21 protein-coding genes are annotated in these 25,420 nt (G+C 32.0%); 11 read left to right on the top strand and 10 right to left on the bottom strand.

From position 1 onward, the window contains the following. Window positions 1-21 precede the first annotated feature (21 nt). Entirely contained in the window at window positions 22-780 is a 759-nt protein-coding gene (locus LNQ49_RS02120) for a phosphatase PAP2 family protein (RefSeq protein WP_229987135.1), read from the top strand. Window positions 781-1,068: 288 nt separating this feature from the next. Here the strand turns inward: LNQ49_RS02120 and LNQ49_RS02115 are convergent, their stop codons facing one another. Then, entirely contained in the window at window positions 1,069-1,899 is an 831-nt protein-coding gene (locus LNQ49_RS02115) for a helix-turn-helix domain-containing protein (protein ID WP_229987134.1), read from the bottom strand. Between the two features lie 159 nt (window positions 1,900-2,058). Between LNQ49_RS02115 and LNQ49_RS02110 the strand changes: the two genes are divergently transcribed. The 7 genes from LNQ49_RS02110 (at window position 2,059) to LNQ49_RS02080 (ending at window position 8,863) form a co-directional block, all read left to right on the top strand. Continuing rightward, on the top strand, window positions 2,059-2,661 hold the full coding sequence (locus LNQ49_RS02110) for a TetR/AcrR family transcriptional regulator (protein WP_229987133.1): 603 nt from the start codon (window positions 2,059-2,061) through the stop codon (window positions 2,659-2,661). A gap of 61 nt (window positions 2,662-2,722) precedes the next feature. Further along, window positions 2,723-3,988 carry a TolC family protein gene (locus tag LNQ49_RS02105; RefSeq protein ID WP_229987132.1) on the top strand — a complete coding sequence of 422 codons (1,266 nt, stop codon included), beginning with the start codon at window positions 2,723-2,725 and terminating at the stop codon, window positions 3,986-3,988. A 7-nt stretch (window positions 3,989-3,995) separates the two neighbouring features. Then, window positions 3,996-4,883: an HlyD family secretion protein gene (locus tag LNQ49_RS02100; RefSeq protein WP_229987131.1), complete on the top strand. Its 888-nt coding sequence runs from the start codon at window positions 3,996-3,998 to the stop codon at window positions 4,881-4,883. Between the two features lie 3 nt (window positions 4,884-4,886). Further along, window positions 4,887-5,795: an ABC transporter ATP-binding protein gene (locus LNQ49_RS02095; protein ID WP_229987130.1), complete on the top strand. Its 909-nt coding sequence runs from the start codon at window positions 4,887-4,889 to the stop codon at window positions 5,793-5,795. After that, window positions 5,795-6,535 carry an ABC transporter ATP-binding protein gene (locus tag LNQ49_RS02090; RefSeq protein WP_229987129.1) on the top strand — a complete coding sequence of 247 codons (741 nt, stop codon included), beginning with the start codon at window positions 5,795-5,797 and terminating at the stop codon, window positions 6,533-6,535. The genes LNQ49_RS02095 and LNQ49_RS02090 overlap by 1 nt, the downstream gene beginning before the upstream one ends. Before the next feature lie 106 nt (window positions 6,536-6,641). Further along, a complete protein-coding gene (locus LNQ49_RS02085; protein WP_229987128.1) occupies window positions 6,642-7,748 on the top strand; it encodes an ABC transporter permease in 1,107 nt (368 codons plus the stop codon). Next, entirely contained in the window at window positions 7,745-8,863 is a 1,119-nt protein-coding gene (locus LNQ49_RS02080) for an ABC transporter permease (protein ID WP_229987127.1), read from the top strand. Before LNQ49_RS02085 ends, LNQ49_RS02080 begins: the two co-directional genes overlap by 4 nt. 35 nt (window positions 8,864-8,898) lie before the next feature. Here LNQ49_RS02080 and LNQ49_RS02075 read toward each other — a convergent pair whose 3' ends face one another. Both LNQ49_RS02075 and LNQ49_RS02070 read right to left on the bottom strand, forming a co-directional pair. After that, complete coding sequence (locus LNQ49_RS02075; protein ID WP_229987126.1) at window positions 8,899-10,011, bottom strand: PepSY-associated TM helix domain-containing protein; 1,113 nt, start codon at window positions 10,009-10,011, stop codon at window positions 8,899-8,901. Window positions 10,012-10,068: 57 nt separating this feature from the next. Next, window positions 10,069-12,450: a TonB-dependent receptor gene (locus LNQ49_RS02070; protein ID WP_229987125.1), complete on the bottom strand. Its 2,382-nt coding sequence runs from the start codon at window positions 12,448-12,450 to the stop codon at window positions 10,069-10,071. Between the two features lie 325 nt (window positions 12,451-12,775). Between LNQ49_RS02070 and LNQ49_RS02065 the strand changes: the two genes are divergently transcribed. Next, on the top strand, window positions 12,776-13,474 hold the full coding sequence (locus LNQ49_RS02065; RefSeq protein ID WP_229987124.1) for a DUF1963 domain-containing protein: 699 nt from the start codon (window positions 12,776-12,778) through the stop codon (window positions 13,472-13,474). A gap of 95 nt (window positions 13,475-13,569) precedes the next feature. Here LNQ49_RS02065 and LNQ49_RS02060 read toward each other — a convergent pair whose 3' ends face one another. The 7 genes from LNQ49_RS02060 to LNQ49_RS02030 form a co-directional block, all read right to left on the bottom strand. Next, window positions 13,570-14,451 (bottom strand): diacylglycerol/lipid kinase family protein, encoded by an 882-nt coding sequence (locus LNQ49_RS02060; protein WP_229987123.1) that lies wholly within the window; start codon window positions 14,449-14,451, stop codon window positions 13,570-13,572. 94 nt (window positions 14,452-14,545) lie between these two features. After that, window positions 14,546-15,289 carry a COG4705 family protein gene (locus LNQ49_RS02055; protein WP_229987122.1) on the bottom strand — a complete coding sequence of 248 codons (744 nt, stop codon included), beginning with the start codon at window positions 15,287-15,289 and terminating at the stop codon, window positions 14,546-14,548. A gap of 9 nt (window positions 15,290-15,298) precedes the next feature. Then, entirely contained in the window at window positions 15,299-17,713 is a 2,415-nt protein-coding gene (locus LNQ49_RS02050) for a TonB-dependent receptor (RefSeq protein WP_229987121.1), read from the bottom strand. Window positions 17,714-17,885: 172 nt separating this feature from the next. Then, complete coding sequence (locus LNQ49_RS02045) at window positions 17,886-18,314, bottom strand: PepSY-like domain-containing protein (protein ID WP_229987120.1); 429 nt, start codon at window positions 18,312-18,314, stop codon at window positions 17,886-17,888. Between the two features lie 70 nt (window positions 18,315-18,384). After that, on the bottom strand, window positions 18,385-19,647 hold the full coding sequence (locus LNQ49_RS02040) for a sensor histidine kinase (RefSeq protein WP_229987119.1): 1,263 nt from the start codon (window positions 19,645-19,647) through the stop codon (window positions 18,385-18,387). Continuing rightward, entirely contained in the window at window positions 19,640-20,317 is a 678-nt protein-coding gene (locus LNQ49_RS02035; protein WP_229987118.1) for a response regulator transcription factor, read from the bottom strand. The genes LNQ49_RS02040 and LNQ49_RS02035 overlap by 8 nt, the downstream gene beginning before the upstream one ends. A gap of 153 nt (window positions 20,318-20,470) precedes the next feature. After that, window positions 20,471-21,013: a hypothetical protein gene (locus LNQ49_RS02030; RefSeq protein WP_229987117.1), complete on the bottom strand. Its 543-nt coding sequence runs from the start codon at window positions 21,011-21,013 to the stop codon at window positions 20,471-20,473. A 227-nt stretch (window positions 21,014-21,240) separates the two neighbouring features. On the opposite strand from LNQ49_RS02030, the gene susR reads away from it, so the two are divergent. Together susR and LNQ49_RS02020 are read left to right on the top strand one after the other, a co-directional pair. Continuing rightward, window positions 21,241-22,899, top strand: a complete 1,659-nt coding sequence (gene susR, locus LNQ49_RS02025; RefSeq protein ID WP_428978331.1) for a SusR family glycan utilization regulator — start codon at window positions 21,241-21,243, stop codon at window positions 22,897-22,899. A gap of 219 nt (window positions 22,900-23,118) precedes the next feature. After that, the gene (locus LNQ49_RS02020; RefSeq protein ID WP_229987115.1) at window positions 23,119-25,335 is read left to right on the top strand and encodes a glycoside hydrolase family 3 C-terminal domain-containing protein; all 2,217 of its coding nucleotides are present in this window, start codon (window positions 23,119-23,121) and stop codon (window positions 25,333-25,335) included. Window positions 25,336-25,420: the final 85 nt, after the last annotated feature.

Genomic DNA, 25,420 nt, shown 5'->3' with positions numbered 1-25,420 from the left:
TCTTTAATTTTAAAAAACAAAATGAAAAAAATCATCCTGTTTTCATTGTTGAGCATTATGAGTATTAATGCTCAAAATACTGTGCAAGATACAGTAACTGTAAAAAATGATACAGTACAGAATTTGAAGTTTAATTACAAACAGCTTATTATTCCGGGTGTTTTAATTGGCTATGGGCTTATAGGTCTTGAAAGTGATTATTTAAAAGGTTTCAATTCTCAAATTCATGATGAGGTAAAAGAGGATATAGATAAAAGGATAACTATTGACGATTTTTCGCAATATGCCCCTGCAGCTACTGTTTATGCTCTGAATGGATTAGGGATTGAAGGGAAGAATAATTTAAAAGACAGAACCATAATATTGGGTACGTCTTATGTAATTATGACAGCTACAATATTGGGACTTAAATCTATTACAAAGATCGAAAGACCAGATGGGAGTTCAAAAAATTCGTTTCCTTCAGGACATACTGCAACAGCTTTTGCTGGAGCTGAATTTTTGTATCAAGAGTATAAGGATAAGTCCATCTGGTATGGTATTGCAGGTTATGCTGTTGCTACAGGAACAGGAGTATTTAGAATGGTTAATGACAGACACTGGCTTACTGATGTTGCAGCAGGAGCAGGGATAGGAATAATGAGTACAAAAATCGCTTATTGGGTAAGTCCTTACGTTACTAAGAAAATCTTTGGAGAGAGAGAAAAAAATGTTTCCTCGGTAATAACTCCTTTTTATAATGGTAAACAAATCGGATTTGGATTTGCAATGATGTTTTAGAGGATTCCAATTTTGAAAATAACAATGCAAAAATAGCGCGGTTCTATTTTTGCATTTTTCAATCTACTGGTTTTCTGGTCTATTATGGAGTTAAATTTGTATTTATATTTTTGGAAATAGTCTGATTTAAATAATTTTGTTTGGTTTAAATCAGATTTAAGACAATTCTAAACAAATATGTTATTAATGATACAAGCATACTGATTGTGATTATAAAAGATGAGAATTATCTAACAAAAATATCTAGTTGAAGTTATTTAAAATTGTAAAAATGTAACCCTAGGGTAATTATATATACAGCCAATTGATGTTTCCATCTTCATGCGAGGTTATTTTTTTAAAGAAATTTTTAGGAGTAAAACCAGTTATAGATTTAAAATCTTTGATAAGATGGGATTGGTCAAAAAAATCAAGCTGATAAGTAACGTCAGAAAGGTTATTCTTTGTGCTAATATTCATTTGTTGATGCATCGTTTGACGGAACCTAATAATTTTTCGAAGTTCAGATGGTGTTTTTCCAATATGTATCTCAAAATGCTTGCATAATGTCTTGCGGCTTATTTTGTATTTATCAGCAAGGTCTTTAATTGTGTAATTGCCTTCTGTATGCTGCATGTCTGTTAAGATAGAACCTAAAAATGGGTGGCTAAATCCATTGAATTTACTGATAAGGTATTGCTCTAATTTTTTTATTTTTTCTTCACCCAGAGCAGTATTCATGATTTCTGTCATGGATGCTGTAAAATCACTAAAGGGGTTAAAGTAAGTAAACGATTTGTCGTTATAAAAATTCAGATTATTTTCTAAAAAAGCATTTACTCCAAGAGGTTTAAAACTAATAGTTATTTCATGGATGTAGTCTGGAATATTAACTTCGATAGGCTTTGTATACCCACATAATAATGTAGCAAGAATTGGATTGTTAGTGTTTTTTTTAACCGTTAGCCTGTTTTCTTCGAATATGAATTCTGGATATTGATTAATAGATACTATTGTATTAACATAAGGAAAAGTAAAGTAGCTTATGTTTTCTGAATCAGGGGACTTTTTGAGAATGTAAAAATAATCGATATAATTTTTCAACAATTTACTTTGAGGAACAAAAAGTTTTAGATCCATATTGTGATGAGATAATAGTGGTTTTTTAAATCGATTTAGCTTTCAAATATAATCAAAATATGCATTGAAGATTTTTTTTGTTTTAATTTTAATCAAATGATTAAATCTTTTGTTTAATTAAGAATAAATTTTAACTTTGCTAAAGATTATTAGATAGTTATGGCAGCAAAAAATAAAGACGCAAGTACTGAGGAAAAAATTAAAGAAGCAGCTAGAATAGTATTTACTCAAAAAGGATATTCAGCTACACGCACTCGTGATATTGCTGAAGTAGCTGGTATTAATTTGGCTTTGTTGAACTATTATTTCAGAAGTAAAGAGAAACTTTTTGAGCTAGTAATGGTTGAAAAACTTAGTGAGTTATTTGGTGTAATTGTACCAGTTGTTAATGATCAAAAAACAACTTTGGTAGAAAAAGTAGCATTATTAGCTGAAGCTTATATCACAATGTTAAGTCAAAATCCCGGCTTGCCATTATTCGTGTTTAGTGAAATACGGAATAACCCAGCGCTTTTTGAGAACAGAATACAAGCAGGGAAATTAATAAATGAATCTTTTTTTGTAAAACAGCTTATGGAAAAGAGACCGGACATACATCCTTTACATTTTATTGTAAATGTTTTATCCATGTCGATTTTTCCTTTTATAATCAGACCAATTTTCGAATCGGTAGGGGCTATGAGCGCTACAGAATTAAATTCATTCGTAGAAGAAAGAAAAGTTTTGATTGTAAATTGGTTTAAAGTAATGATTGAAGCCTAGCTATTTTATAGTTTAAATTTCAAGATATTAAAATTTAAAATTAAATAATAAAAAATTGAATATGAAAAGGTTATTTGTAATTATACTGGTTCTTTTTCCTGTACTTTATTTTTATGCACAGCAAGATTCTAAGTTGTTAAAACTTCAGGATTGTTATGCATCAGCAGAAGAAAATTATCCGCTGTCTAAAAAGAGAGAGCTCATTGCTAAAAGCAGCGCGTTTACGATTGGCAATATTGCAAAAGGATATTATCCAAAAATTGATATTAATGCACAAGCTACCTATCAATCGGATGTTACGAAACTACCAATTAGTTTACCTGGTATTGATGTTCCAACTTTAAATAAAGATCAATATAAAGCGTATGGGGAAGTTAATCAGGTTATATATGATGGCGGTAATATCAAACAACAAAAAGAAATTGTAACATCACAAAGTAAAGTCCAGCAACAACAACTAGCTGTAGATTTATATGCAGTGAAACAAAGGGTGACAGATATTTATTTTGGGATTTTAATATATGAAGAGCAATTGGCACAAAATGCTTTGCTTAAAAATGATATTTCTATCGGAATGAAAACTGTAGAAGCACAGCTTAAAAACGGAACGGCCTACAGAAGTAGTCTTGATTTGCTTAAAGCGGAGTATCTAAAAGCCGATCAGCAGGCAATAAGTATTCGCAGTTATAAAAAAGCTTATCTTGATATGTTGGGGCTTTTTATGAATCAAGAACTAAGTAGCGATACAAAATTAGAAACACCACAAACTATTATTTCAATTCAAGAAATAAATCGTCCAGAATTAGCCCTTTTTAAATTTAGAGATGAAAGTATTGAGATTAATAAAGAGTCTATTAATGCAGGAAACAGACCTAAGCTTAACTTTTTTGTACAAGGCGGTATTGCTAATCCAGCTCTGAATTTTTTGCAAGAAGGTTTTGAATGGTATTATGTTGGTGGACTAAGACTTAATTGGTCATTGACAGGTTTATATACCTCTAAAAAGCAAAAAGAAATTATTGATATCAACAAGCTAGAAGTCGAAGCGGATAAAGAGACTTTTCTTTTTAATACCAAACAATCTTTAAAACAGCAAAATGCTGAAATAAGCAAGCTACAAGAATATCTTGTTTCTGATGGGGAGATTGTGAATTTGCGTGCTAATGTAAAAAAAGCATCTTTGGCACAGCTTGAAAACGGAGTCATTAATACTAATGATTATCTAAAAAATGTAAATGATGAAAACGAAGCAAAACAGAATAAAATCATTCACGAAACAGAATTACTCTTGGCACAATACAGACAAAAATTAATAACTGGTAACTAATCTTAAGATGAAAAAAGTAATATTTATAATAACAGCAGCAGTAGTGATATCATGCTCTGGTAATAAAAATGAATTTGATGCAACTGGTACTTTTGAAGCTGTAGAAACAATTATTCCTGCAGAAGCTAGTGGGATAATCAAAGAATTAAAAGTAGAAGAAGGGAATACATTAAAAGAAGGTCAGGTAGTCGGTTATATCGATACGATACAGCTTTCGCTTAAGCGAGAACAATTATTGGCTCAGATAAAAGCGACCCAAAGTAAGAAGCCAGATATTAACTCGCAATTGGATGTATACAGAGAGCAATTAAAACAAGCCAATATAGACGAGCAGCGCATGCGAAATTTGGTAAAAGCTGATGCTGCAACAAGAAAACAATTGGATGATGCTGTCACTAAAGTAGCAGTTTTGCAAAAACAAATCAATGCATTGCAAAAACAATTGGATATTAATACAACAGGAATTGATGATGAAACCCAAACACTGAAAGTACAGGTAAGTCAGATAAACGACCAATTATTAAAGTCTAAAATTGTCAATAAAATTACAGGAACGGTACTTACTAAATATGCTGAAATGGGAGAGATGGCAACTGTTGGTAAGCCATTATATAAAATTGCCGATTTGTCGACCATTGTGCTAAGAGTATATATTACGGGAGATCAATTACCCAATGTAAAGTTGAATGACAAAGTAAAAGTGTTTGTAGATGCTACAGACAAAACGTATAAAGAACACGAAGGAGTTATAGAGTGGATTAGCGATAAAGCTGAGTTTACACCAAAAACGATTCAAACAAAAGACGAACGAGCCAATCTAGTATATGCTGTTAAAGTAAGAGTAAAGAACGATGGTTATCTTAAAATTGGAATGTACGGCGAAATAAAATTCTAAGGTATGGGAGCTGTTATTGTAAAAGATATTACGAAAACCTACGGTAAGGAAAAAAAGATAGCAGTCGATAGTGTTTCTTTTTCAGTAGATAAAGGCGAACTTTTTGGTCTTATCGGACCTGATGGGGCTGGTAAAACAAGTATTTTTAGAATCCTAACCACAGTTTTGCTACCCGATAGCGGTGAAGCCTCTATTGATGGATTAGACGTTGTAAAAGACTATAAGAAAATTAGGAGCACGATAGGGTATATGCCCGGAAAGTTCTCATTGTATCAGGATTTAACGATTGAAGAAAACCTTAATTTTTTTGCAACATTATTTGGCACAACAATTCAAGAAAATTATGATTTAATCAAAGATATTTATATTCAGATTGAGCCTTTTAAAGATCGAAGAGCAGGCAAATTATCAGGCGGAATGAAACAAAAGCTGGCTTTATGTTGCGCATTAATTCATAAGCCAAATGTGCTATTTCTGGATGAGCCAACAACTGGGGTTGACCCTGTTTCTAGAAAGGAATTTTGGGAAATGCTAAAACGTTTAAAAGCACAAGATATTACCATTATTGTTTCGACACCCTATATGGATGAAGCTAATCTTTGTGATAGAATTGCTCTTATTCAGAATGGTAAGATATTGCAGATGGATACCCCTGAAAACATCATAAAAAGTTATCCGGATCCCTTATTTGCTATTAAGGCAAATGATATGCGTAAACTGTTGCCTTTTTTAGCCGAATATCCAGAAAGGAAAGAAAGCTATGCATTTGGTGAATTTGCTCATTTTTCGTTTAATGGAAATCCCAATAGCGCAGGTTTAGAAAAATATCTTAAAGAAAAAGGGCTGAACGAAATTGAAATTAAAGAAGCGAATGTAACGATTGAAGACAGTTTTATAAAATTGCTGAGCTAATGGAAAATAAAGTGATTATTTGTAAAGGGTTAACAAAGCGATTTGGTGATTTTATCGCCGTTGACAAGATTACATTTGAAGTAGAAAAAGGAGAGATTTTCGGGTTTTTAGGGGCGAATGGAGCTGGTAAAACAACTGCAATGAGAATGTTGTGTGGTTTGTCTAAACCAACATCAGGCGAAGCCAATATTGCAGGATTTGATGTGTACAAACAAACTGAAAAGATTAAGAAAAGCATCGGTTATATGAGTCAGAAGTTCTCTTTGTATGACGATCTTACGGTATTAGAAAATATTACTTTTTTTGCAGGGATTTATGGTCTTAGTAATAAGGCTATCAAAGAAAATAGCGAAGCTCTTTTAGCACAATTAGGAATGGAAGATCAGGCAAATAAGAGAGTTGGATCGCTCCCGTTGGGATGGAAACAAAAATTAGCATTCTCTACAGCAATTATTCACAAACCAGAAATTGTATTTCTAGATGAACCAACTGGAGGAGTAGATCCCGTGACACGTAGGCAATTTTGGGATTTAATATATGAGGCATCAGGAAATGGAATTACCATTTTTGTCACAACACATTATATGGATGAGGCCGAATATTGCAATCGCGTTTCGATTATGGTTGATGGTAGAATAGAAGCATTGGATAGCCCTGCTAACTTAAAAAAACAATACGGAGTTGATAGTATGGATGAGGTGTTTTATCATCTTGCAAGAGCAGCAAAACGAGGAGAATAAAGTCTACATAAATGAAATCGCCATTAGGAATACTTTTGTTATAAACAAAAATCAAAAGATAGTAAGTGATACCATTTATGACCTATAAAAAATAAAATCTACATAAATGAAACAGTTTCTAACATTTGTAAAAAAGGAATTTTTGCACGTACTGCGTGACAGGAAAACATTATTTATTCTTTTCGGGACGCCAATAGTTCAGATTCTGATATTTGGTTTTGCCTTAACAAATGAGGTTAAAAACTCAAAAATTGTAATTGTAGATAATGCTAAAGATATAGCTTCTCAAAAAATAATTAACAAAATTGAAGCCAGTCGTTATTTTGAAATTGATGAGGTTTTAAAGGGAAGCAATCAGCTAGAAGCAGCTTTTAAAACTGGAAAAATAAAGATGGCAATCGTATTTCCTGAAAATTTCAACAACACTCTTTTGCATCAGAATAAAGTTCAAATTCAAGTTATTGCTGATGCATCAGACCCAAATCAGGCAACCACACTCACCAATTACGTTTCGTCAATTATAAGTGATTACCAAATGCAAATGAACGAACTCAATGGAGTCCCATATCGCATTCAGCCTGAAATAAAAATGCTTTATAACCCACAGTTAAAAGGAGCTCCCAACTTTGTACCCGGAGTTATGGCTCTGGTCTTGATGCTTATTTGTGTTATGATGACTGCCATTTCTATTGTAAAAGAAAAAGAAATGGGAACGATGGAAATCCTCTTGGTTTCACCATTCAAACCATTACTAGTAATCATTTCAAAAGCAGTTCCGTATTTAATACTATCGACTATAAATGTAGTTTCGATTTTATTGTTGAGTTTCTTTGTTTTAGAGTTGCCTATAAAAGGCAATTTATTTTTGCTTTTTGGCGAAAGTATCTTGTTTATCATTACTTGCCTCACACTCGGAATATTTATTTCGGTAAAAACGGATTCTATGCAAACCGCAATGTTACTTTCCCTCATGGGAATGTTGTTGCCTACATTATTATTCAGTGGCTTTATGTTTCCTGTAGAAAATATGCCAGTACCGTTGCAACTATTTTCGAATATTGTTCCTGCAAAATGGTACTATATCATTGTTAAAAGAATTATGATCGAAGGACTAGGTTTTTCGGATGTATGGAAAGAAACGTTGATCCTTTTAGGTACAACATTGGTTTTATTATTTATTAGCCTAAAAAGCTTTAAAATACGTATGTCATGAGAATATTACGATTTTTACTTATTAAAGAATTCAAGCAAATATTCAGAAACCGCGCTATACTAGCCATTATTCTTGCAATGCCTATAGTGCAACTTATTATTTTGCCACTTGCTGCAAACTATGAAGTTAAGAATATCAATTTAGCAGTGATAGATAATGACCACTCCGATTATTCGAGAGACTTAATCACCAAAGTTGTTTCTTCGGGTTATTTTAGATTAACGGGCTATTCACAATCATACAACAAAGCGATACAATTGGTTGAAGAAGACAAAGCAGATATTATTCTTGAAATCCCACATAATTTTGAACAGGAATTATTGCGTGAAAATCAACAAAAACTTTTCATTGCCATAAATGCTGTAAATGGAGCAAAAGCAGGGTTAGGAGGTGGCTATATTGCTGCTATTATTCAGAAATTTAATAATCAAATTAGAATAAAAAACACGACATCCAGTAAATTCAATCCAATACCTGTTATCGAAATAACATCTTCAAATTGGTATAATCCGTATCTAAATTATCGCTTGTATATGGTTCCGGGTGTATTGGCAATGCTAGTAACCTTAGTTGGAGGATTTCTTTCGTCTTTAAATATTGTTAAAGAAAAAGAAGGCGGAACAATTGAGCAAATTAATGTTTCCCCTATAAAAAAGTATCATTTTATTTTAGGGAAATTAATTCCGTTTTGGATTCTAGGAAACATCGTTTTCGGATTAGGTCTAATCGTTTCTTGGATTTTTTATGGTATAGTTCCGTTGGGTAGTATCTTGGTCTTATATGGCTTTGTAACGATTTATTTGCTTGCTATATTAGGATTTGGGCTTTTGGTTTCCACCTTTTGCGAAACCCAGCAACAAGCCATGCTAATCATGTTTTTCTTTATTATGATATTTGTTTTAATGGGCGGGCTTTTTACCTCAATAGACAGTATGCCAGATTGGGCAAAAACAGTTTCAAGATTTAACCCAGTAAGTTATTTTATCGATGTTATGCGAATGGTAATCATTAAGGGAAGTGGTTTTAATGACATCAAGCAACATTTAGGAATCATCGTTTGCTTTGCAATTGTATTGAATACTGCTGCGATTTTTAATTATAGAAAAACGTCTTAAGTTAATGTATAACTTAAGACGTTTTATAAGGTTTGTTATCTAAAGGCTTTTTTAGGTTTTACCTTTTTTGATTTGGATTTTTTTCCTTTTTTCCACCAGATAATAAATCCAGTTATGGTTAAGGATGCACCAATTAAACTGACAATACTCCAAATTATTTTTCCAGTAAGACCAAAAAATTCGCCCGTATGCAAATCATAATTGCTTGCTTCATAAAGATCAGCTGCATTATTGTCTTTGTAAAGTTTAGTTCGTAATAATTGACCTGTTTTTCCATCATAGAACATAATGTTATGATTTCTTGCCCATTTATTTGGATAAATCATTCTTAATCTAAGTTCTCCAGTTTTTCTAATTGAAAATGATATTGAAGTGGCACCCGGATATTTGGAGTTTACATCTTCATATATTTGGCTGTAACGAACAGGAATTGTTGTAGAATCAATTTTTTTGGTATTCAATACTTCATCCCCTTTTCTTAAAGTAGATCCAGTAACTAAGCCTACTATATCTTTGGGAGTATCAAATTTAAAATAGATTCCCGAAAAAGCAATTATAAGTAAAAAAAGGGATGCGTAGAATCCTAAAACTTGATGTAAGTCAAAATTAACTCTTTTAAAAGAACCACTCCATTTTATTGTTAGCGATTGCTTTAATAAGCGTACTTGATTTGGGAACCATAATATAAGCCCAGTTATTAAGATAATAAGAAAAATAACTATCGACCAAGCTTGAATGAGTCCACCAACTTCTCCCAGTAAGAGGGTACGATGGATTTCTAAAACAATATTCAGCCAATCAGCTCCTTTTTGGTTGACTAAAGTTCCGTCATAAGGATTAAAATAATATGTTTTTTTCTTCTTAGTAGAAATTTGAACCGTTGCGTTGGGTTCATTCTTAATTATTTTTATAGCAGCTATTTTTTGCTTTGGCTCCAAACGCTCGTAATTCTCAATTATAGGTTTAAGACCTATAAAATCTTTTTGCATGGCTGGTACATGCAAGTATTCTTTGTGTGAAAACTCACGGATTTCATTTTCAAAAACATAAAGAAATCCGGTTATACTCACTATAAAAACAATGAGGCCCGATGCTAAACCGAGCCACAAATGTATTTGTCTTATTGCTTTTTTAAACTTTTTGGTCATAATTTATAATAAAATCCAAATGTAAATAATATCATTAGAAATGACTAGATGAAGCATCTAGAATTTCAATGTAATATTACCTGTAATTCTTGTAGGATTTTGCGCTGCTAAACGGTACGACCAATATTTTTCATTTGTAAGATTATCAACTTTTAAACCCAATCTATATTTTGGTCTGTCATAAAATACAGATGCATCTAAAACGGTATAAGATGGAATACTAAATTTAAAGGCAGTAGTATTTGTTTGGTAATATTCACTTCCGTAAATCCCTCCAAATCCTATTCCAAGACCAGATGCTGGACCTTCAACGAGTCGGTAACTAGCCCAAAGATTTGCTGTTCTTGGGGAGCCAGCAGTCGTAGGACGCAATCCATCAATTGTCGCATTTGCTTTAGTATACTTACTATCATTATATGTATAACCTGCAACGATATTTAAGCCGCGAATTGGATTTGCAATAAGTTCGGCTTCAAAACCTTTACTAAGTTGTGTTCCGTCCTGAATCTGAAAATTTATGTGATCAGGATCATCACGAGTAATATTTGTCACACTAATATCATAATAGCTAAAAGTAGCACTGATTTTATTAAAGTCAAATTTAAAACCACCTTCAAATTGATTTGCTTGGTTGGGTTTAAATGTATTTCCGCTAAAGTCTGATCCTCCAACATTATTAAAACCGTTCATGTAATTTCCAAAAACAGATACTTTATCTTTAATAATTTGATAAACCGCTCCAAATCTAGGAGAAAATGCAGTTTGATTATAGCTTCCTGCAATAGAATCACGACTAGGATAATAAACACCTTTGTTAATATATCTGTCAACTCTTACCCCAGCCATTACAATTAATTTATCTGTAACATTCAATACATCCGAAACGTATGCACTATATGTTCGTTCGTTATTAGATACAAAATTGTTGTATTTAGCAGTTGCAAATAGTGGTTCTATTTTGGCAGCATTAAAATTGTTGTAAGCATCACCAGGTTTTTTGAAGTTTATCGCAGGCATGTTTATCGATGCATCATTGCGGGTTGCACGAAGACTATAAAAGTCAAAACCAGCAACAACTCTATTGCGTAATTTACCTATCTTGAAATCACCATTAAAGTTTTGTTGAATATCAGTTCCATAATAAGGGTAATCTTGATTTGTAACAGTTTGTCTCAATGTTTCGTTGCTGATAGCCGTTAAAGCTACAGTATATCCTTCAGAAGATGATTTTGTACGAGAGACAATAGTCTGTGAAGTCCAAGCATCAGATATTTTATATTTTAATTGCGCGAATATATTGTATTGCTGTCCTGTATAATTAACTGTATTATTTGCAAATGAAAGTTTATACGGAATTCCTAAATCTGTAATGCTTTTTGCTGTAGCGTCTTTGCCCGAGTACGGAGTCAATCTAGTAGGTGAGGTACCTTTTGAAGCGCTAAATTCAGCATCAATAAGTAAAGACAATCTTTCATTTACTTGATAAGAAAAACTTGGTGCGATAAAAAAGCTTTTATTAAACCCTGCGTCCTGAAAACTTCTTTCACTATGTAAAGCAGTATTTATTCTAAAAAGAGCCGTTTTTTCAGCATTGATAGGTGTATTTATATCAGCAGTAAAACGATTTAAATCCCAGTCACCAGTAGAATATGCAACTTCACCTTTGAAGAAATCAAAAGGCTTTTTTGTTACTCTGTTAAACAAACCTCCAAAAGAAGAAATTGTACTACCAAACAAAGTAGCCGATGGGCCTTTAATAACTTCAATACGCTCTAAGTTTGCTGGGTCAATTGTATTATAAGTAAAACTTCCCACACCATTTCTTACCAATTGAGGCGTTGCAAAACCTCTTGAAATACTGGTAGTTCTTCCTTGGTTTCTAACCTCGGCGATACCTGCACCAGGGACATTTTTAAAAGCGCTATTGTAATCAGTTACAACTTGTTCTTTCATAAGTTCCTTGCTTACAATAGTATAAACTTGTGGGTTTTCCATATTTCGCAGGTTCATTTTCGAAACCTCTTCGCTTTCTTTCCTCGCAAATCTATTTCCACCAGAACTCACAATTACCTCTTCTAGCTTTTGAGAAGTATAAGAAAGTTCAAAATCAAGATTAACAGAAGTAGTATTCTGATCTATCAATACAGGTAGTGGTGAAGAGTCGTACCCGTTCATAAGAACATCAACGACATAACTTCCAAAAGGAATGTTTTTAAGTTCATATTTCCCGTCAGAATCAGTTGTTGTTATTTTATTTAATTCAGAAATTTTCACTCTAGCACCTTGTACAGAATTTCCGTCTTTTAAAATTACTTTACCTGTAATTGTTCCCAAATGAGATTGAGAAAAAGCTGTTTCTGAGCAGAGAAAGAGTGCAAGAAACACAAGAAACACTTTTGCTAAAACATTGTTTTTAAGTGTTTTGGTTATTGTTTTCATAGAAAAATTAATTCGTTATCCTTATTTAGACTGATTACAAATATATAAAATGGTGTTAATTATGATAATTTTAGGTCTTAAATTTTTTTTTATTTTTGGCAACAGTTCTTTTTTAGTTTAATGACATATAGTACTTTAGGAGCTATTTTCTTCATAAATTAGGTTTTACTCGTATGTTGCTATTAGCCAGAAAAAGAATGTTGCAGTTGTCAGAACTAAGGTTTCCGTTTATATTTAGAGTATTTATTTATAAAAGGAAATAGTATAGTAAAGTATATACTGTATATCAATTTTTGAGTATATTTGATTTATTATTCTTACAAATATGACTGACGCAAAATCAATAAAAAATCAACTCGCTAAGAGAGCAACGACATTTACTACAGGAGGATTTAAACCAACAAATTCAGTTAATGAAAGTTGGATTGGACGTGTTTATTTATATGCTGAAAATGAAGAAATTCCAAAAGACGATAAAGGCAATTTAATGCTGCCCTTAATGCAGCTTTGTTTTGAAGATCTTCCTTTTGTACCCAGTGCTTTATCCGACATAAAAGTAGCAACCATTTTTATAGCTGCCGATTTGCCTTTTGATCTAACAGAAAATGGTGCTAATTGGCTCATTAGAACGTATAAAAAAACAGATGAGCTAATTGTTAAAGAGTTAACAAACGAGAATTCTCATATAAAAGCATTCCCATTACAACCAAAAATTATAGAGGAAGATTATCCTGTTTGGGATGATTGTGGAATACCAGATGAAATTGAAGATGAAATCTTAGAACTTGAAAATTCTGGTGTAATCGAAGATTATTATGATATGGTAGAGAATAATTTTGGACATAAGGTAGGAGGGTACCCAACATTTTGCCAATCTGGAATTTATTTTGGTGATGATTTTGAGTTTTTAATTCAAGTTTCTTCGGATGAAAAAGCTAATTTGAATATTGTAGATAATGGAATTATTTTTTTAGCTAAAAACTCAAAGACGGATGAATGGAGGTATTATTGTGATTTTTATTAGTCTCAATTTGGTAAGTGACAATAGAGCTATTTGCTCTTAATTTGAATAGTCAGCATCCATAAAATGGATGCTGTTTTATAAATAAACGAATCTCGTTAGTCAGTTATAACTGTAAGTCCGTTTTTAATAATTGATATGTTGATTTTATTGGTGTCAAAAATATATGATTCACCATCTATTTGAGCATCCAGTTGTGTAGCATCAGGAACTTCAATATCAAGATTTTGTATTAGAGCATGCTCCGCTTTTCTAAATTTTTCAACACTATTGCGCAATACATGATATCCCAAAGCCATTTTTTTGATAAATGATAATTTAGGAACAATAATTAAATCCAACCAACCATCATTTAAACTTGCTTTTGGCGTTAAGCTCATATTATACCCCATTTCATTTGAATTAGAAATGAACAATAAGAATGGTTTTGCATTTATCTTTTTATCATTAAAAGACAATAACGTATTGCGAGTTTTAAATTCTAAACTAGAAGATAAAGAAGCTTTTACATAAGCAATAAGCGTACGATTTCCTGAGTGTTCGTATTTTTTTATGATTAAAGCATCAATCCCGATTCCGGTATTGCTAAAGAAATAATGATCATTTATTTTACCCACATCAATGGTAGATACAGCTCCTTTTCGAATAATTTCGATTGCTTTTTCAAAGTTTCTAGGGATATTTAAATTTGAAGCCAAACCATTTCCGGATCCAACAGGAATAATACCTAGTTTAATAGAAGTACCAATCAGACAAGATGCAACTTCATTTATAGTACCATCACCTCCACAAGCTACAATGTAGTCAGGGTTATTGGCAACAGCAGCCTTCGTTAGTTCGATGGCGTGTTTTTTATGATTTGTATTATCAACTTCAATTTTAAACTCAGAACTTGGAAAAGTATTTCTTAAAAATGTGTCTGTAATTTTGTGTTTACCATTTCCCGAAATCGGGTTAACTATAAAATGGATGTATGTCATTATTCTAAAAATTTGTTTGTAAAGATACTGTTTGCAATCTAAATATTTTTAATGAATAAAATAGTTTTAAATTTTAAGTAGAATTTTTTGGATTTCAAACTGCAACTTTTTCAGTGTTTTTGTTTTTAAAATTAGAAAAAAATATTAAGCTACAAAGAATAATAAATAAAAGTAACGACGAGCCAATTGTACCTAAATTTAAACCTCCTTTTTCAATTGGTTTCGTAAGTAGATCACCAAATGTTGCGCCAAATGGGCGTGTGAGAATAAAAGCCAGCCAAAATAATACAATATGTGAGACTGTAAGAAAGTAATAGGATAGAGCAATGATTAAGAGCAAACTTGCTATTAAAAGAGCACCACCAAGAAAACCTAGTCCAGTATTAGTAGCGATAAAATCTCCTAAGGCAGTTCCTAGAGTATTCGAGAATAAGATTGCTGTCCAGTAGAATATTTCTCCTCGGAAACTATTTATGGTTGTAATGTTTAATGACTTTTCTGTTTTCTTCCAAAGAAAAAGAGTTGAAGCTAAGAGTATAACTAATAGCATGGATCCCTTTGCATAGCCAAGACCGAGAGTACGATCCATATAATCAGACATGGTAGTTCCAGCTGTACTTGTTGCTAATATAACAGCCCAATAAAGTGGTGGAATATGTTTTTTAGAAATTAATTGTGCTGATAAAACAATTATAAATAAAAGCAAAAGAATGATAGAACTCCAACCATAGCCTATATTTAGAGTCATAGACATTAAATCACCAGTAGTTTCTCCTAAAGTAGTGGCACAAATTTTAATAATCCAAAATGCAATCGTAATTTTAGGTAATTTTTTCATAGTTACTTTTTAAAATTTATAACTGTACCCAAATCGGACAACTTGCGTTTCGTAGTAATCTTTGCTGTTGTAGCTAAATCCATTACCTTGTATTTCTTTCTTAATTACAAGTGTGTTTAGTATATCGGTTGCATTAAGGAAAATTTCACCTTTTCCTTTTTGTATTGATTTTTTAGCCCCTAAATCTATTGAGAAACGAGAGTTTATTCTTCCCTGCGGAATAACATCAGGAGCAAGGTATACTGCTGATAATTGCCCACTAACCGTTTTATTAAACTGAAAAGTATTGTTCCATTTTGCATTTCCAGAAACAATTCGTTGTTTTTCGCCAAAGTAGATCGTTGGAACAGGGTATAAATTTGTCACGGTAAATGCATCTATTTCATTCTGGTATACGTTTCCATTTAGATTAAAAGAGTACCATGAATTAACTTCTTTAGAATATACCATTTCTACACCAGTAGAAGAACTTTTGCCTGCATTCTGGAACACAGCATAAATGAGATTACTCCCCGGAGCAGTTGTAGCAATTCGGCTAATTGTTCCGTTTACAAAACGATGGTAGAGTGATGTAAATAAATATCCTTTGCCAATAGTTGCTTTATACCCTAGCTCAAATGCAGTAGTAAATTGAGGTTTAAGGGCAGGATTCCCCACTTTTATAATTTCAGCATCATCATATTTTGGAAAAATTCGGATGTCTACTTCACTTGGTCTGTCGACTCTACGGTTATAAAAAGCAGTTAATTTATTAGTATCGTTAATCTTGTATCCAAATCGCACACTAGGGAAGGGCTGTGTATAGTCATAACCATCACTTTTGTATGTAGGATGATCTGGGTTTACATCGTACTGCAATTTTACATATTCTACACGCAGACCAACTTCGGCTTCGATTTTGTTGTTTTCAAAGATATAGTTTCCATACAATGCAGGAATAATTTCTTTGTAAGTAGCCCAGCCACCTGCATCAGGATCTAAAGGAGAATTTATCCCTGGATAAAACTGCATGTTTGTTGGAATTTCTCTATTTCTAAATTTTAATCCTGTTTCAAAACGTCCGTATTTTAAAGGCTGAATATAATCGACATTTATATCAATTACTTTTTCGTCAGAAAGTAGTTTAAAAGAGTCTTTACCAGTAAAAGTGGGCATAATGTTATCAAAGAAATATTTTTCATCTTCTCTATGATAGGTATAATTAATTCCTGCATTTAGTTTATGTCCAGCTTCTTTGAATTTATGCTGGTAAGATGCTGATAGCATTGCAGTTGTTTTTAATTCATCTTCTAAAAATTGCCATAGGCGTAAACGTTGCGAGTAGTCTTGATTAAAGAAAGGTTGATCTCCATTATCAATAATCTTTTCACTTCCAAACATACCTGAAAACGAAAATGTATTCTGCTCATTATAATTCCAATCAATTCCAGTTTTAATAGTTGTAAAATGAGTGTTACGATTTCTTTTAGTCTGTTGGTTTACAACTGTGCCATCATCATAAGTTCGGGTAACAAATTCGTTTTTATTTAGCGTTTCTGTATATAAATAATCGGCTTGTAAATACGTGTTTATTTTATTCTTACGGTAATTAAGCGAAAGCGAAGGGTTTATTTTAGGAGTAACTTCGTATTGAGGGCGTATTGTAGGTAAATTGGTTTTACGTTGCCACAAGGCGCCGTATCCAGAGGCAATACCTACTTTTCCGTTAAAGCCTTCTTGTTTGTTTTTTTTGTAAACAATATTAATAATACCAGCATTGCCATTAGCATCAAATTTAGCAGAAGGATTGTTTATGATTTCTATTTTTTCAATGGCTGATGCAGGAATATTGTCCAATCCTGATTGGTTACCAAAACCAGTTAGTGCAGTTTGTTTTCCATCAATAAGAACCATTACTTTATCGTTACCTCGCAACTGTACTTTTCCGTCTTGGACTGTAACGCCTGGAAGGCTTTGCATAGATTGCAGTACTGATCCACCACTTTGGGTAATATTATCGGCTACAGAAAAGACTTTTTTATCCATTTTAGAACTTACCTCGTCTGCTTTAGACGCATTTATTATTACCTCATTTAGAGCATTAATATCCTCTTCAAGTTCTAGGGTCGATAAATCGAGATAGTCTGATAATGTTCCAACAAATAAGGCTTGTGTTTTGGTTTTATACCCTATGAAACTAATCTCTAGTATATAATTTCCAGAGTTAATATTTGAAAATGTAAAACGTCCTTCTTCATTACTAACTACTCCAGCAACAAATGTCTGATTCTTGGATGATTTTAACGTGATATTGACATAGGCAATAGATGTTTTTAAATTCTTGTCCTTTATCATTCCCGAGATTGTGACCGATTTGTTTTGAGCAGTTGTCTTTGAAACTACAAGTACTATCAAAAAAAAGAATATGATTACGTTTGCTTTCATTAGTTGATGTGATTTGTTTTGCCCTCAAAAAAAAGGCAATAAAATTCTATGCTAATTATAGAGAGCTGCTCTATATAGCTTGTATAAATTAAGTTGTCAAAAATGTTTCTTAGTTTAAAATGTATTGATGTTAGTGAAATTCTAATACATTTTTAGGCAAAAGCGATAGGATTTATTCGGCTATTTCTTTTACAAAATTTCCTTTGTGATCAAATATTAGAGCCTTTTTATAGATTTCTACCTCAAAAAATATTTTACCGTTTGCGTCTTTAATTTTGGCAACTTCTCTGATTTTTTTACGACGATAATTCACTTTTACGTATGGTAAAATACTTTTTGGTAACTCATCTTTTGTTATTTTTACTTCGGTTTGAATAAGGTTTCCTGAGCTATCCAATAAAGCCGATTGAGTTTCTTTTTCATAAGTAAATGTTACTTCGTAGTTGTCTTTTTCTTTTTCCCATTTTGCATTAGTAGCATCTGGGAAATTGATTAAAAAAGTCGATTTTACAATTCCGGGAACATCTTTTTGAGATAAATCCTGAGCTATGGTAAAAGTTGAAATTAGTATTGTGAATAGCGATATTAGTAAATTTTTCATATGTTATTAGTTTCAATTAATAAATCTACAGTGCAAAATTAGAGCATGATTCTGTAGGAAGTTTGAATTTTTAAAATTTAACGGTAAAACGGTGTAAATTATTTTCAAAAGCATAATCAATTTTCCAATGACTTATTTCGGTGATTTTCTTTATAATTGCCATTCCCAGACCATTCCCTTGCGAAGACGGATTTGATTTAGAAAAACGATTAAATAATTTATCGATAACCAATGAGGTCTCCTGACCCGTATTTAAAAATGTGATAGATTCTCCAGTGATTATAATAATGATTTCTCCATTTTTGATATTGTGTCTAATGGCATTAAGAAACAAATTATTAATAAGCACTTCTGTTAATGAAGGATTGCCTTCTATTTTTAATTTTTCAGCATATTCTATAACTATATTGAGATTTTTTGCTTTTGCTTGCTCAGTGAAAAAATCAAGATGTTTTTTTAAATATTCATTTATAACAATAGGTTGTTTGTCTAGATAATTACCATTTTCAATTTTAGATAACAACAAAAGATTTTTGTTTAATCGGTTTAATCTAGAAACATCTTTGTTTAGAGAACTCAAAACCCCTGATTGCTCTTTGGTGACATCAAGCTGAAAAAGAGTATCTATTTTTGTTTGAAAAAGAGCCAATGGTGTTTGTAATTCATGTGCTGCATTTTCGACAAACTCTCTTTGATTGTTATAAATATCGGTATTTTTTTCAATAAGACGATCTAAACTTTTATTAAGTCTGTTAAACTCTTCTACATCTGTGTGCATAAAGTTAGGCGTCTTGTTTTTATCAATTTCAAATCCTTGAATTTGATTTAATGTATCATAAAAAGGAGCCCAAAGTCTTTTGGATGAAATTTTAGTAATTATCAATATTCCTAAAAGTAAAATGATAATTACGACTAAAAACAATAATGCAATACTAACAATTAAATCTTCTTTTTCTATCAGATTAATTCTTCCTACGTAGGTATAAGGCTGTCCTTTTATAACTATTGGAGAATTAAGTTCTCTATAAGGTTCGTTTTCATCTTCTAGTTCATCAAAATATATTTTATCAAAAATCGTGTCTTTACTAACGATATGTGATGGGATAATTTGAACATTCCGATTGTATTTATTCCATAATGCAATATCGTTGATATTAATTTTAGGCAATTCCTCATTTAAGAATTCATCTCTGTGTAAAGAGAGGGTTTCATCGGTTTCTTCAATATACAGCCGCTCTGTGATATAATAAAAAGCAGGAACAGCTATTAGCAGTATAAAAACTGAAAATATCAAAAAGGTTGTTGTTGTTTTATTTAGTAGCTTTTTATTCATTGTCCCATTTGTATCCTAAACCATAAACCGTTTTTATATAGTCACCACTTCCAGCTTTGTTTAGTTTTTTCTTTAGGTTTTTTATATGCGCATAAACAAAGTCATGATTGTCTAGCATATCAGCCATATCTCCCGAAAGATGCTCAGCAATAGCCCCTTTGGAGAGTACTTTGTTTTCATTGCCTATTAAAAATAGTAATAAATCTATTTCTTTTTTTGTGATATCTAGTTTTATATCATTTACCGATACTGTTTTAGATAGTATATCTATGGCAATCTCATTAAAAGCAACAATATTGTTTCCTTTAAAATTTTTGCGTCGTATAAGCGCTTGGATTCTTACTAGTAATTCAGATAAATGAAAGGGCTTCGTTAAATAATCATCGGCACCAAGATTAAATCCTTCAATTCGGGTATCTAATGTTTCTTTGGCTGAGATAATAATAACCCCCTCGGTTTTATTTCTTTTTTTTAATTCTTTTAATATATCAAATCCGTCACCATCAGGAAGCATTAAGTCTAATAATATACAATCATAATCATAAAGATTAATTTTGTCAAGGGCATCTTTGTAAGTTCCAGAGGTCTCACAATGAATACCATTGGGCTTAAAGTAGCTTTTTATACTTGCTGCTATTTCTAATTCGTCTTCTATTATCAAAATTTTCATACCGCAATTTAACGATTCAATTTTGAATGAAATCTGAATTTATGATTTTGGGTGCTTTTTTATATAATTGACTTATATAAGTTATTTAGGAAAATATAAGTTTTAAAGGGCTTAGTTTAAACGAACTTACATAACTCGCATGGTTCATTTTTTTTAATATTCTTTTACATCGGCTATTAAAAATGACTTGCCAGATTGGATCACTTTTATATCTCTTTTATAGCTTTGTTTATAAGTAAGATCTCTAACTACGGTTTCAAAAATATATGCTTTGTCTTTGGTTAACGATAAAAATTTGCAACTCATAACTTTTATTTTTCCATAATCTTGTGTAGGAATAAGGAAAGCTTCTGTACCAACATATTTAGTATCAAATTTATTCTTCCATTTCTTTTCAAAGGTTTCTTGCGTAAGGCCATTATCATATTCTATATTTATGGCATCACTTTTATACTCCGCATAGTTTTTGGTTGTGATATCACTCATTTTAAAAGTTTCTTTACTAAAATTAGTTTCAATAGCTTTTATCAACCATTTTTTTGCGTTTTCCTGATCCTGATCTCCTGTTTTTTGCTCAATAACCGTTTGATTTATACTTTTATTAGAATAGTATTTTGATTGCGATTTTTCATTTTGCATTACCATTATACTCGATAGTAAAGGGAAAATAAGAGCCAGAAAATTTACTTTGTACATAGTTGATTGTTTGAGGTTTTTGATAAAACGAAGATATGAATTATTAGAATTTTTTAATAACAACGAAAGAATTAATGCGATCTTTTTTTGATAGCAAAGATTTACGCAAAGTTTCTTAGCGCCTTAGTTTCTCAGAACCTTTAAAAAATAGTAGTCCTTGAGAACCTTTAAAAAAAAATATTTCTTTAATTACACTTTACTATCTTTGGCTATCCTAATTATTTACATTGAAAACGGTTTTTAAAAATACTTTTTTACTTCTTTTCCTAGTTATTATATGCTATCCTGCTTATGCTGGGAACAGGGTCGATTCGGTATTTGTAAAACTAAATCAGGCGTTGAAAAACAAACAGAAATACGTAGATTTAAAAGAAGAGCGAATTGCTAATTTTAAAAAGATAAAGTCTACTGATTTATCTGATTATCAAGAGTACAATTATAACAAAAGTTTATACAAAGAATACCAAAAATTCAATTCAGATTCGGCCATCTTATATGTCAAAAAGAATCTAAAGATTGCTAAGGAATTGCATAAAAAAGATTTAGAAGAAACAGCTCAATTGCAGTTAGCAAATCTTTATTCTTCATCAGGAAGATATCGTGAGTCTGAAGAAATCTTAAAAAGCATAAATAAGAAGTTATTATCACCGCAATTACTTCCAGATTACTATGAAGGATACCGTGAGTTTTTCTCGCATTATTCTACCAATAGTTATAATCCGATGTATGTAGAGCAGGTTATAAAATATCGTGATTCATTATTAGGAATATTAGACCCTCAATCGCTGAAGTACAAAATTAATCTAGCAGAAAAGAATATTGCTGAAGGACAAATTGATCGTACTGAGAAAGAGTTGGTACAATTACTAAAAGAAACAAAAGAGAACAATCCGCAGTATGCTATGATTGCTTATCTTTTGGGAAGTATTAATAAAAAGAAAGAGAATTTAGAATTAAAAAAGACCTATTTCGCTATATCAGCAACAGCAGATTTAAAAAACTCAATAAAAGATAATGCCTCAATTCAAGAGTTGGCTTTGGTTTATTACAAATTAGGTGATGTAGATACTGCTTATAAATTGACAAAATCGGCTATTGAAGATGCTATTTTTTGTAATGTACAATTCCGTACGCTTCAAATGTCAGAACTATATTCGATTATCAATACCGCTTATTTAGACAAAGAGGCTAAAAGTAAAAGCCAGTTGCAATTGTATTTGATATTAATAAGTGTACTTTCAGGGTTTCTTGTGTTGGCAGTGATTTATGTTTATAAGCAGATGAAGAGAGTTTCCAGAATAAAAGAAGAGCTTTCGAAAACAAGTGAAGAACTAGTAAAATTAAATGCTGACATTAGTAAAACAAACAATCAGCTACAAGAAAGAAACGCTCAATTATCAGAGTCCAATCATATTAAAGAGGAGTATATTGCTCATTTCTTTAGCTTATGTTCTACTTACATCAATAAGCTCGAAAATTACCGCATTACATTAAATAAGAAAGCTACAGCCAAACAGTTTGATGAATTGTATAAGATTCTAAAATCAAATACTTTGGTTGATAATGAACTAGAAGAGTTGTACAAGAATTTTGATACCATTTTTCTAAATCTGTATCCTACTTTCGTAAAAGATTTTAATTCATTGCTTATTAGCGAAGAACAAATCGTACTTAAACAAGGAGAATTATTAAATACTGAACTGCGAATTTTTGCTTTAATACGACTTGGTATTAACGATAGTGTAAAAATTGCAGCTTTTCTTCGTTACTCTTTAAGTACTATTTACAATTATCGCACACGAGCTAGAAATAAGGCGGCTGTTTCTCGTAATGAATTTGAAGAAATGGTTGTTAAAATCGGTTTAATTGCGGTAAAAGCTCAATAATTCATTTCAATTCCACTACTTTTTTAGACCTTTAAATAATTGTAATACACTTGTATTTAGTGTGTTATGTTTTTACTTCGCTACTTTTCTATAATAGGACTTTTTAAGTATACTATATCGTTTTAGCTTTACAATATAATTGCAGGAATCTTATTTAAGATTAACTAGGATTTAAATTTTGTCTTTGTATTAAAATAAATTATTAATAAATAAGTAGTTATGTTTAGAAACATTAAAGCAGTTGTTGTTTTGCTTTTATTAGGTACATTCGGAATGAATGCACAAAATAAAGTGCCCGTTTATCTAGATGATAAAAAGCCAATTCAAGAACGTGTCGAAGATGCACTTGCACGAATGACAGTAGAAGAAAAAGTGGCAATGGTCCATGCACAATCTAAATTTAGTTCACCTGGAGTACCACGTTTAGGAATTCCTGATTTCTGGATGACAGATGGTCCTCATGGTATCCGCCCAGAAGTGTTATGGGATGAATGGGATCAAGCAGGATGGACAAATGATTCATGTATTGCTTTTCCAGCGCTTACAGCTCTTGCGGCAACTTGGAACAAAGAAATGTCTTCACTATATGGTAAATCAATAGGAGAGGAAGCACGTTACCGTAATAAAACAGTTTTATTAGGACCAGGTGTAAATATTTATAGATCACCACTTAATGGACGTAACTTTGAGTATATGGGTGAAGATCCATTTTTGGCTTCAAAGATGGTTGTGCCTTATATCAAAGGAGTGCAGCAAAATGGTGTAGCAGCTTGTGTAAAACATTTTGCATTGAATAACCAAGAAACAAACCGCCATACAGTGAATGTAAATGTAGATGATCGTGCATTGTACGAAATATATTTACCAGCATTTAAAGCAGCTGTTCAAGAAGGAGATGCTTGGACTATAATGGGGTCTTATAATAAATACAAAGGACAGCCTAACTGTCATAACGAGTTTTTATTAAATGATATTCTTCGTGGAGAATGGGGATTTAAAGGTGCTGTTGTTGCCGATTGGGGTGGTGTTAGTGATACACGTCAAGCAATTACTAATGGGCTAGACATGGAATTTGGAACTTGGACTAATGGTTTATCTGCAGGAACAAGTAATGCTTATGACAATTATTATTTAGCAAAACCATATTTGGATTTAATTAAATCTGGACAAGTAGGGACTAAAGAATTAGATCAAAAAGTACGTAATATACTTCGATTAGCATTCCTTACTAACATGGATAAAAACAGACCGTATGGTTCGTTTGGTACAGAAGAGCATGGTCTTGCAGGTCGTAAAATTGCTGAAGAAGGAATCGTTTTGTTGCAAAACAAAAATAGCATATTGCCAATTAATCTTAACAAAACTAAGAAAATTGCAGTTATTGGAGAAAATGCAATCAAGATGATGACAGTAGGTGGTGGTAGTTCATCATTAAAAGCAAAATATGAGATTTCGCCATTAGATGGTTTAAAGAAAAGAGTAGGTACACAAGCAGAGGTTATCTATGCTCGTGGTTATATAGGTGATGCAGAAAGCAGCTATAATGGTGTTGCATCTGGACAAGATTTATCAGAAAAACGTTCGGCTGAACAATTATTAGCAGAAGCTATAGATGTTGCTAAAAAAGCAGATGTAGTTTTATTTATCGGAGGATTAAACAAAAGTAATTATCAAGATGCAGAAGGAGTAGACCGTTTAAGTTTAGACCTTCCGTACAATCAAGATAAAATTGTAACAGAATTACTTAAAGCGAATAAAAATCTTGTATTCATAAATATCTCTGGAAACGCAGTAGCTATGCCATGGGTTAATGAAGTGCCAGGAATTGTACAAGGATGGTTTTTAGGATCTGAGACAGGAAATGCTCTAGCTTCAGTTTTAGTTGGAGATACAAACCCTTCTGGAAAATTACCATTTACTTTCCCTGTAAAATTAAAAGATAACGGAGCGCATGCTTTGGGAGAATTTCCAGGAAAAGAAGAGGTTACTTATAACGAAAGTATTTTTGTAGGTTACCGTTGGGCAGATAAGCAAAAAGTAAAACCATTGTTCAGCTTCGGACATGGATTAAGCTATACAACTTTCCAATACGGTAAAGTTACTGCTGATGCAAAAACAATAACTGCTGCTGATAAAATTACATTTACTGTAAAAGTTAAAAATACAGGAACTAAAGACGGTTCAGAAATAGTTCAGTTATACATAAGCGATTTAAAATCTTCTTTACCACGTCCGATTAAAGAATTGAAAGGATTTGATAAAGTAAGTCTGAAAGCTGGAGAAGAAAAAACAGTTTCAATAACAGTTGACAAAGCAGCTTTAAGCTTTTTTGACCCTGTTAAGCATGACTGGGTTGCCGAACCGGGTGACTTTGAGGCACTAATTGGAGCTTCTTCTACAGATATTAAAACGAAAGTGAAATTTACTTTAAAATAGATTCACAAAAGATGCTTTTGAAGTTTCATAATTAGTACTTCAATAGTTGGTTAGTTAGTTTGCACAATCCCGATTATCTTTTGTG

Origin of the sequence: Flavobacterium pisciphilum, assembly GCF_020905345.1 — a bacterium.
In the GTDB taxonomy this organism is placed as follows: Bacteria; Bacteroidota; Bacteroidia; order Flavobacteriales; family Flavobacteriaceae; genus Flavobacterium; species Flavobacterium pisciphilum.
The sequence above is the reverse complement of the archived record's forward strand: the minus strand, read 5'-3'. Positions and strand labels throughout refer to the sequence as shown.

What these genes read in the sequence shown, in the direction of transcription:
- LNQ49_RS02120 (WP_229987135.1), top strand. Translation starts at nt 22, where the DNA reads ATGAAAAAAATCATCCTGTTTTCATTGTTGAGCATTATGAGTATTAAT.
- LNQ49_RS02115 (WP_229987134.1), bottom strand. Translation starts at nt 1,899, where the DNA reads ATGGATCTAAAACTTTTTGTTCCTCAAAGTAAATTGTTGAAAAATTAT.
- LNQ49_RS02110 (WP_229987133.1), top strand. Translation starts at nt 2,059, where the DNA reads ATGGCAGCAAAAAATAAAGACGCAAGTACTGAGGAAAAAATTAAAGAA.
- LNQ49_RS02105 (WP_229987132.1), top strand. Translation starts at nt 2,723, where the DNA reads ATGAAAAGGTTATTTGTAATTATACTGGTTCTTTTTCCTGTACTTTAT.
- LNQ49_RS02100 (WP_229987131.1), top strand. Translation starts at nt 3,996, where the DNA reads ATGAAAAAAGTAATATTTATAATAACAGCAGCAGTAGTGATATCATGC.
- LNQ49_RS02095 (WP_229987130.1), top strand. Translation starts at nt 4,887, where the DNA reads ATGGGAGCTGTTATTGTAAAAGATATTACGAAAACCTACGGTAAGGAA.
- LNQ49_RS02090 (WP_229987129.1), top strand. Translation starts at nt 5,795, where the DNA reads ATGGAAAATAAAGTGATTATTTGTAAAGGGTTAACAAAGCGATTTGGT.
- LNQ49_RS02085 (WP_229987128.1), top strand. Translation starts at nt 6,642, where the DNA reads ATGAAACAGTTTCTAACATTTGTAAAAAAGGAATTTTTGCACGTACTG.
- LNQ49_RS02080 (WP_229987127.1), top strand. Translation starts at nt 7,745, where the DNA reads ATGAGAATATTACGATTTTTACTTATTAAAGAATTCAAGCAAATATTC.
- LNQ49_RS02075 (WP_229987126.1), bottom strand. Translation starts at nt 10,011, where the DNA reads ATGACCAAAAAGTTTAAAAAAGCAATAAGACAAATACATTTGTGGCTC.
- LNQ49_RS02070 (WP_229987125.1), bottom strand. Translation starts at nt 12,450, where the DNA reads ATGAAAACAATAACCAAAACACTTAAAAACAATGTTTTAGCAAAAGTG.
- LNQ49_RS02065 (WP_229987124.1), top strand. Translation starts at nt 12,776, where the DNA reads ATGACTGACGCAAAATCAATAAAAAATCAACTCGCTAAGAGAGCAACG.
- LNQ49_RS02060 (WP_229987123.1), bottom strand. Translation starts at nt 14,451, where the DNA reads ATGACATACATCCATTTTATAGTTAACCCGATTTCGGGAAATGGTAAA.
- LNQ49_RS02055 (WP_229987122.1), bottom strand. Translation starts at nt 15,289, where the DNA reads ATGAAAAAATTACCTAAAATTACGATTGCATTTTGGATTATTAAAATT.
- LNQ49_RS02050 (WP_229987121.1), bottom strand. Translation starts at nt 17,713, where the DNA reads ATGAAAGCAAACGTAATCATATTCTTTTTTTTGATAGTACTTGTAGTT.
- LNQ49_RS02045 (WP_229987120.1), bottom strand. Translation starts at nt 18,314, where the DNA reads ATGAAAAATTTACTAATATCGCTATTCACAATACTAATTTCAACTTTT.
- LNQ49_RS02040 (WP_229987119.1), bottom strand. Translation starts at nt 19,647, where the DNA reads ATGAATAAAAAGCTACTAAATAAAACAACAACAACCTTTTTGATATTT.
- LNQ49_RS02035 (WP_229987118.1), bottom strand. Translation starts at nt 20,317, where the DNA reads ATGAAAATTTTGATAATAGAAGACGAATTAGAAATAGCAGCAAGTATA.
- LNQ49_RS02030 (WP_229987117.1), bottom strand. Translation starts at nt 21,013, where the DNA reads ATGTACAAAGTAAATTTTCTGGCTCTTATTTTCCCTTTACTATCGAGT.
- LNQ49_RS02020 (WP_229987115.1), top strand. Translation starts at nt 23,119, where the DNA reads ATGTTTAGAAACATTAAAGCAGTTGTTGTTTTGCTTTTATTAGGTACA.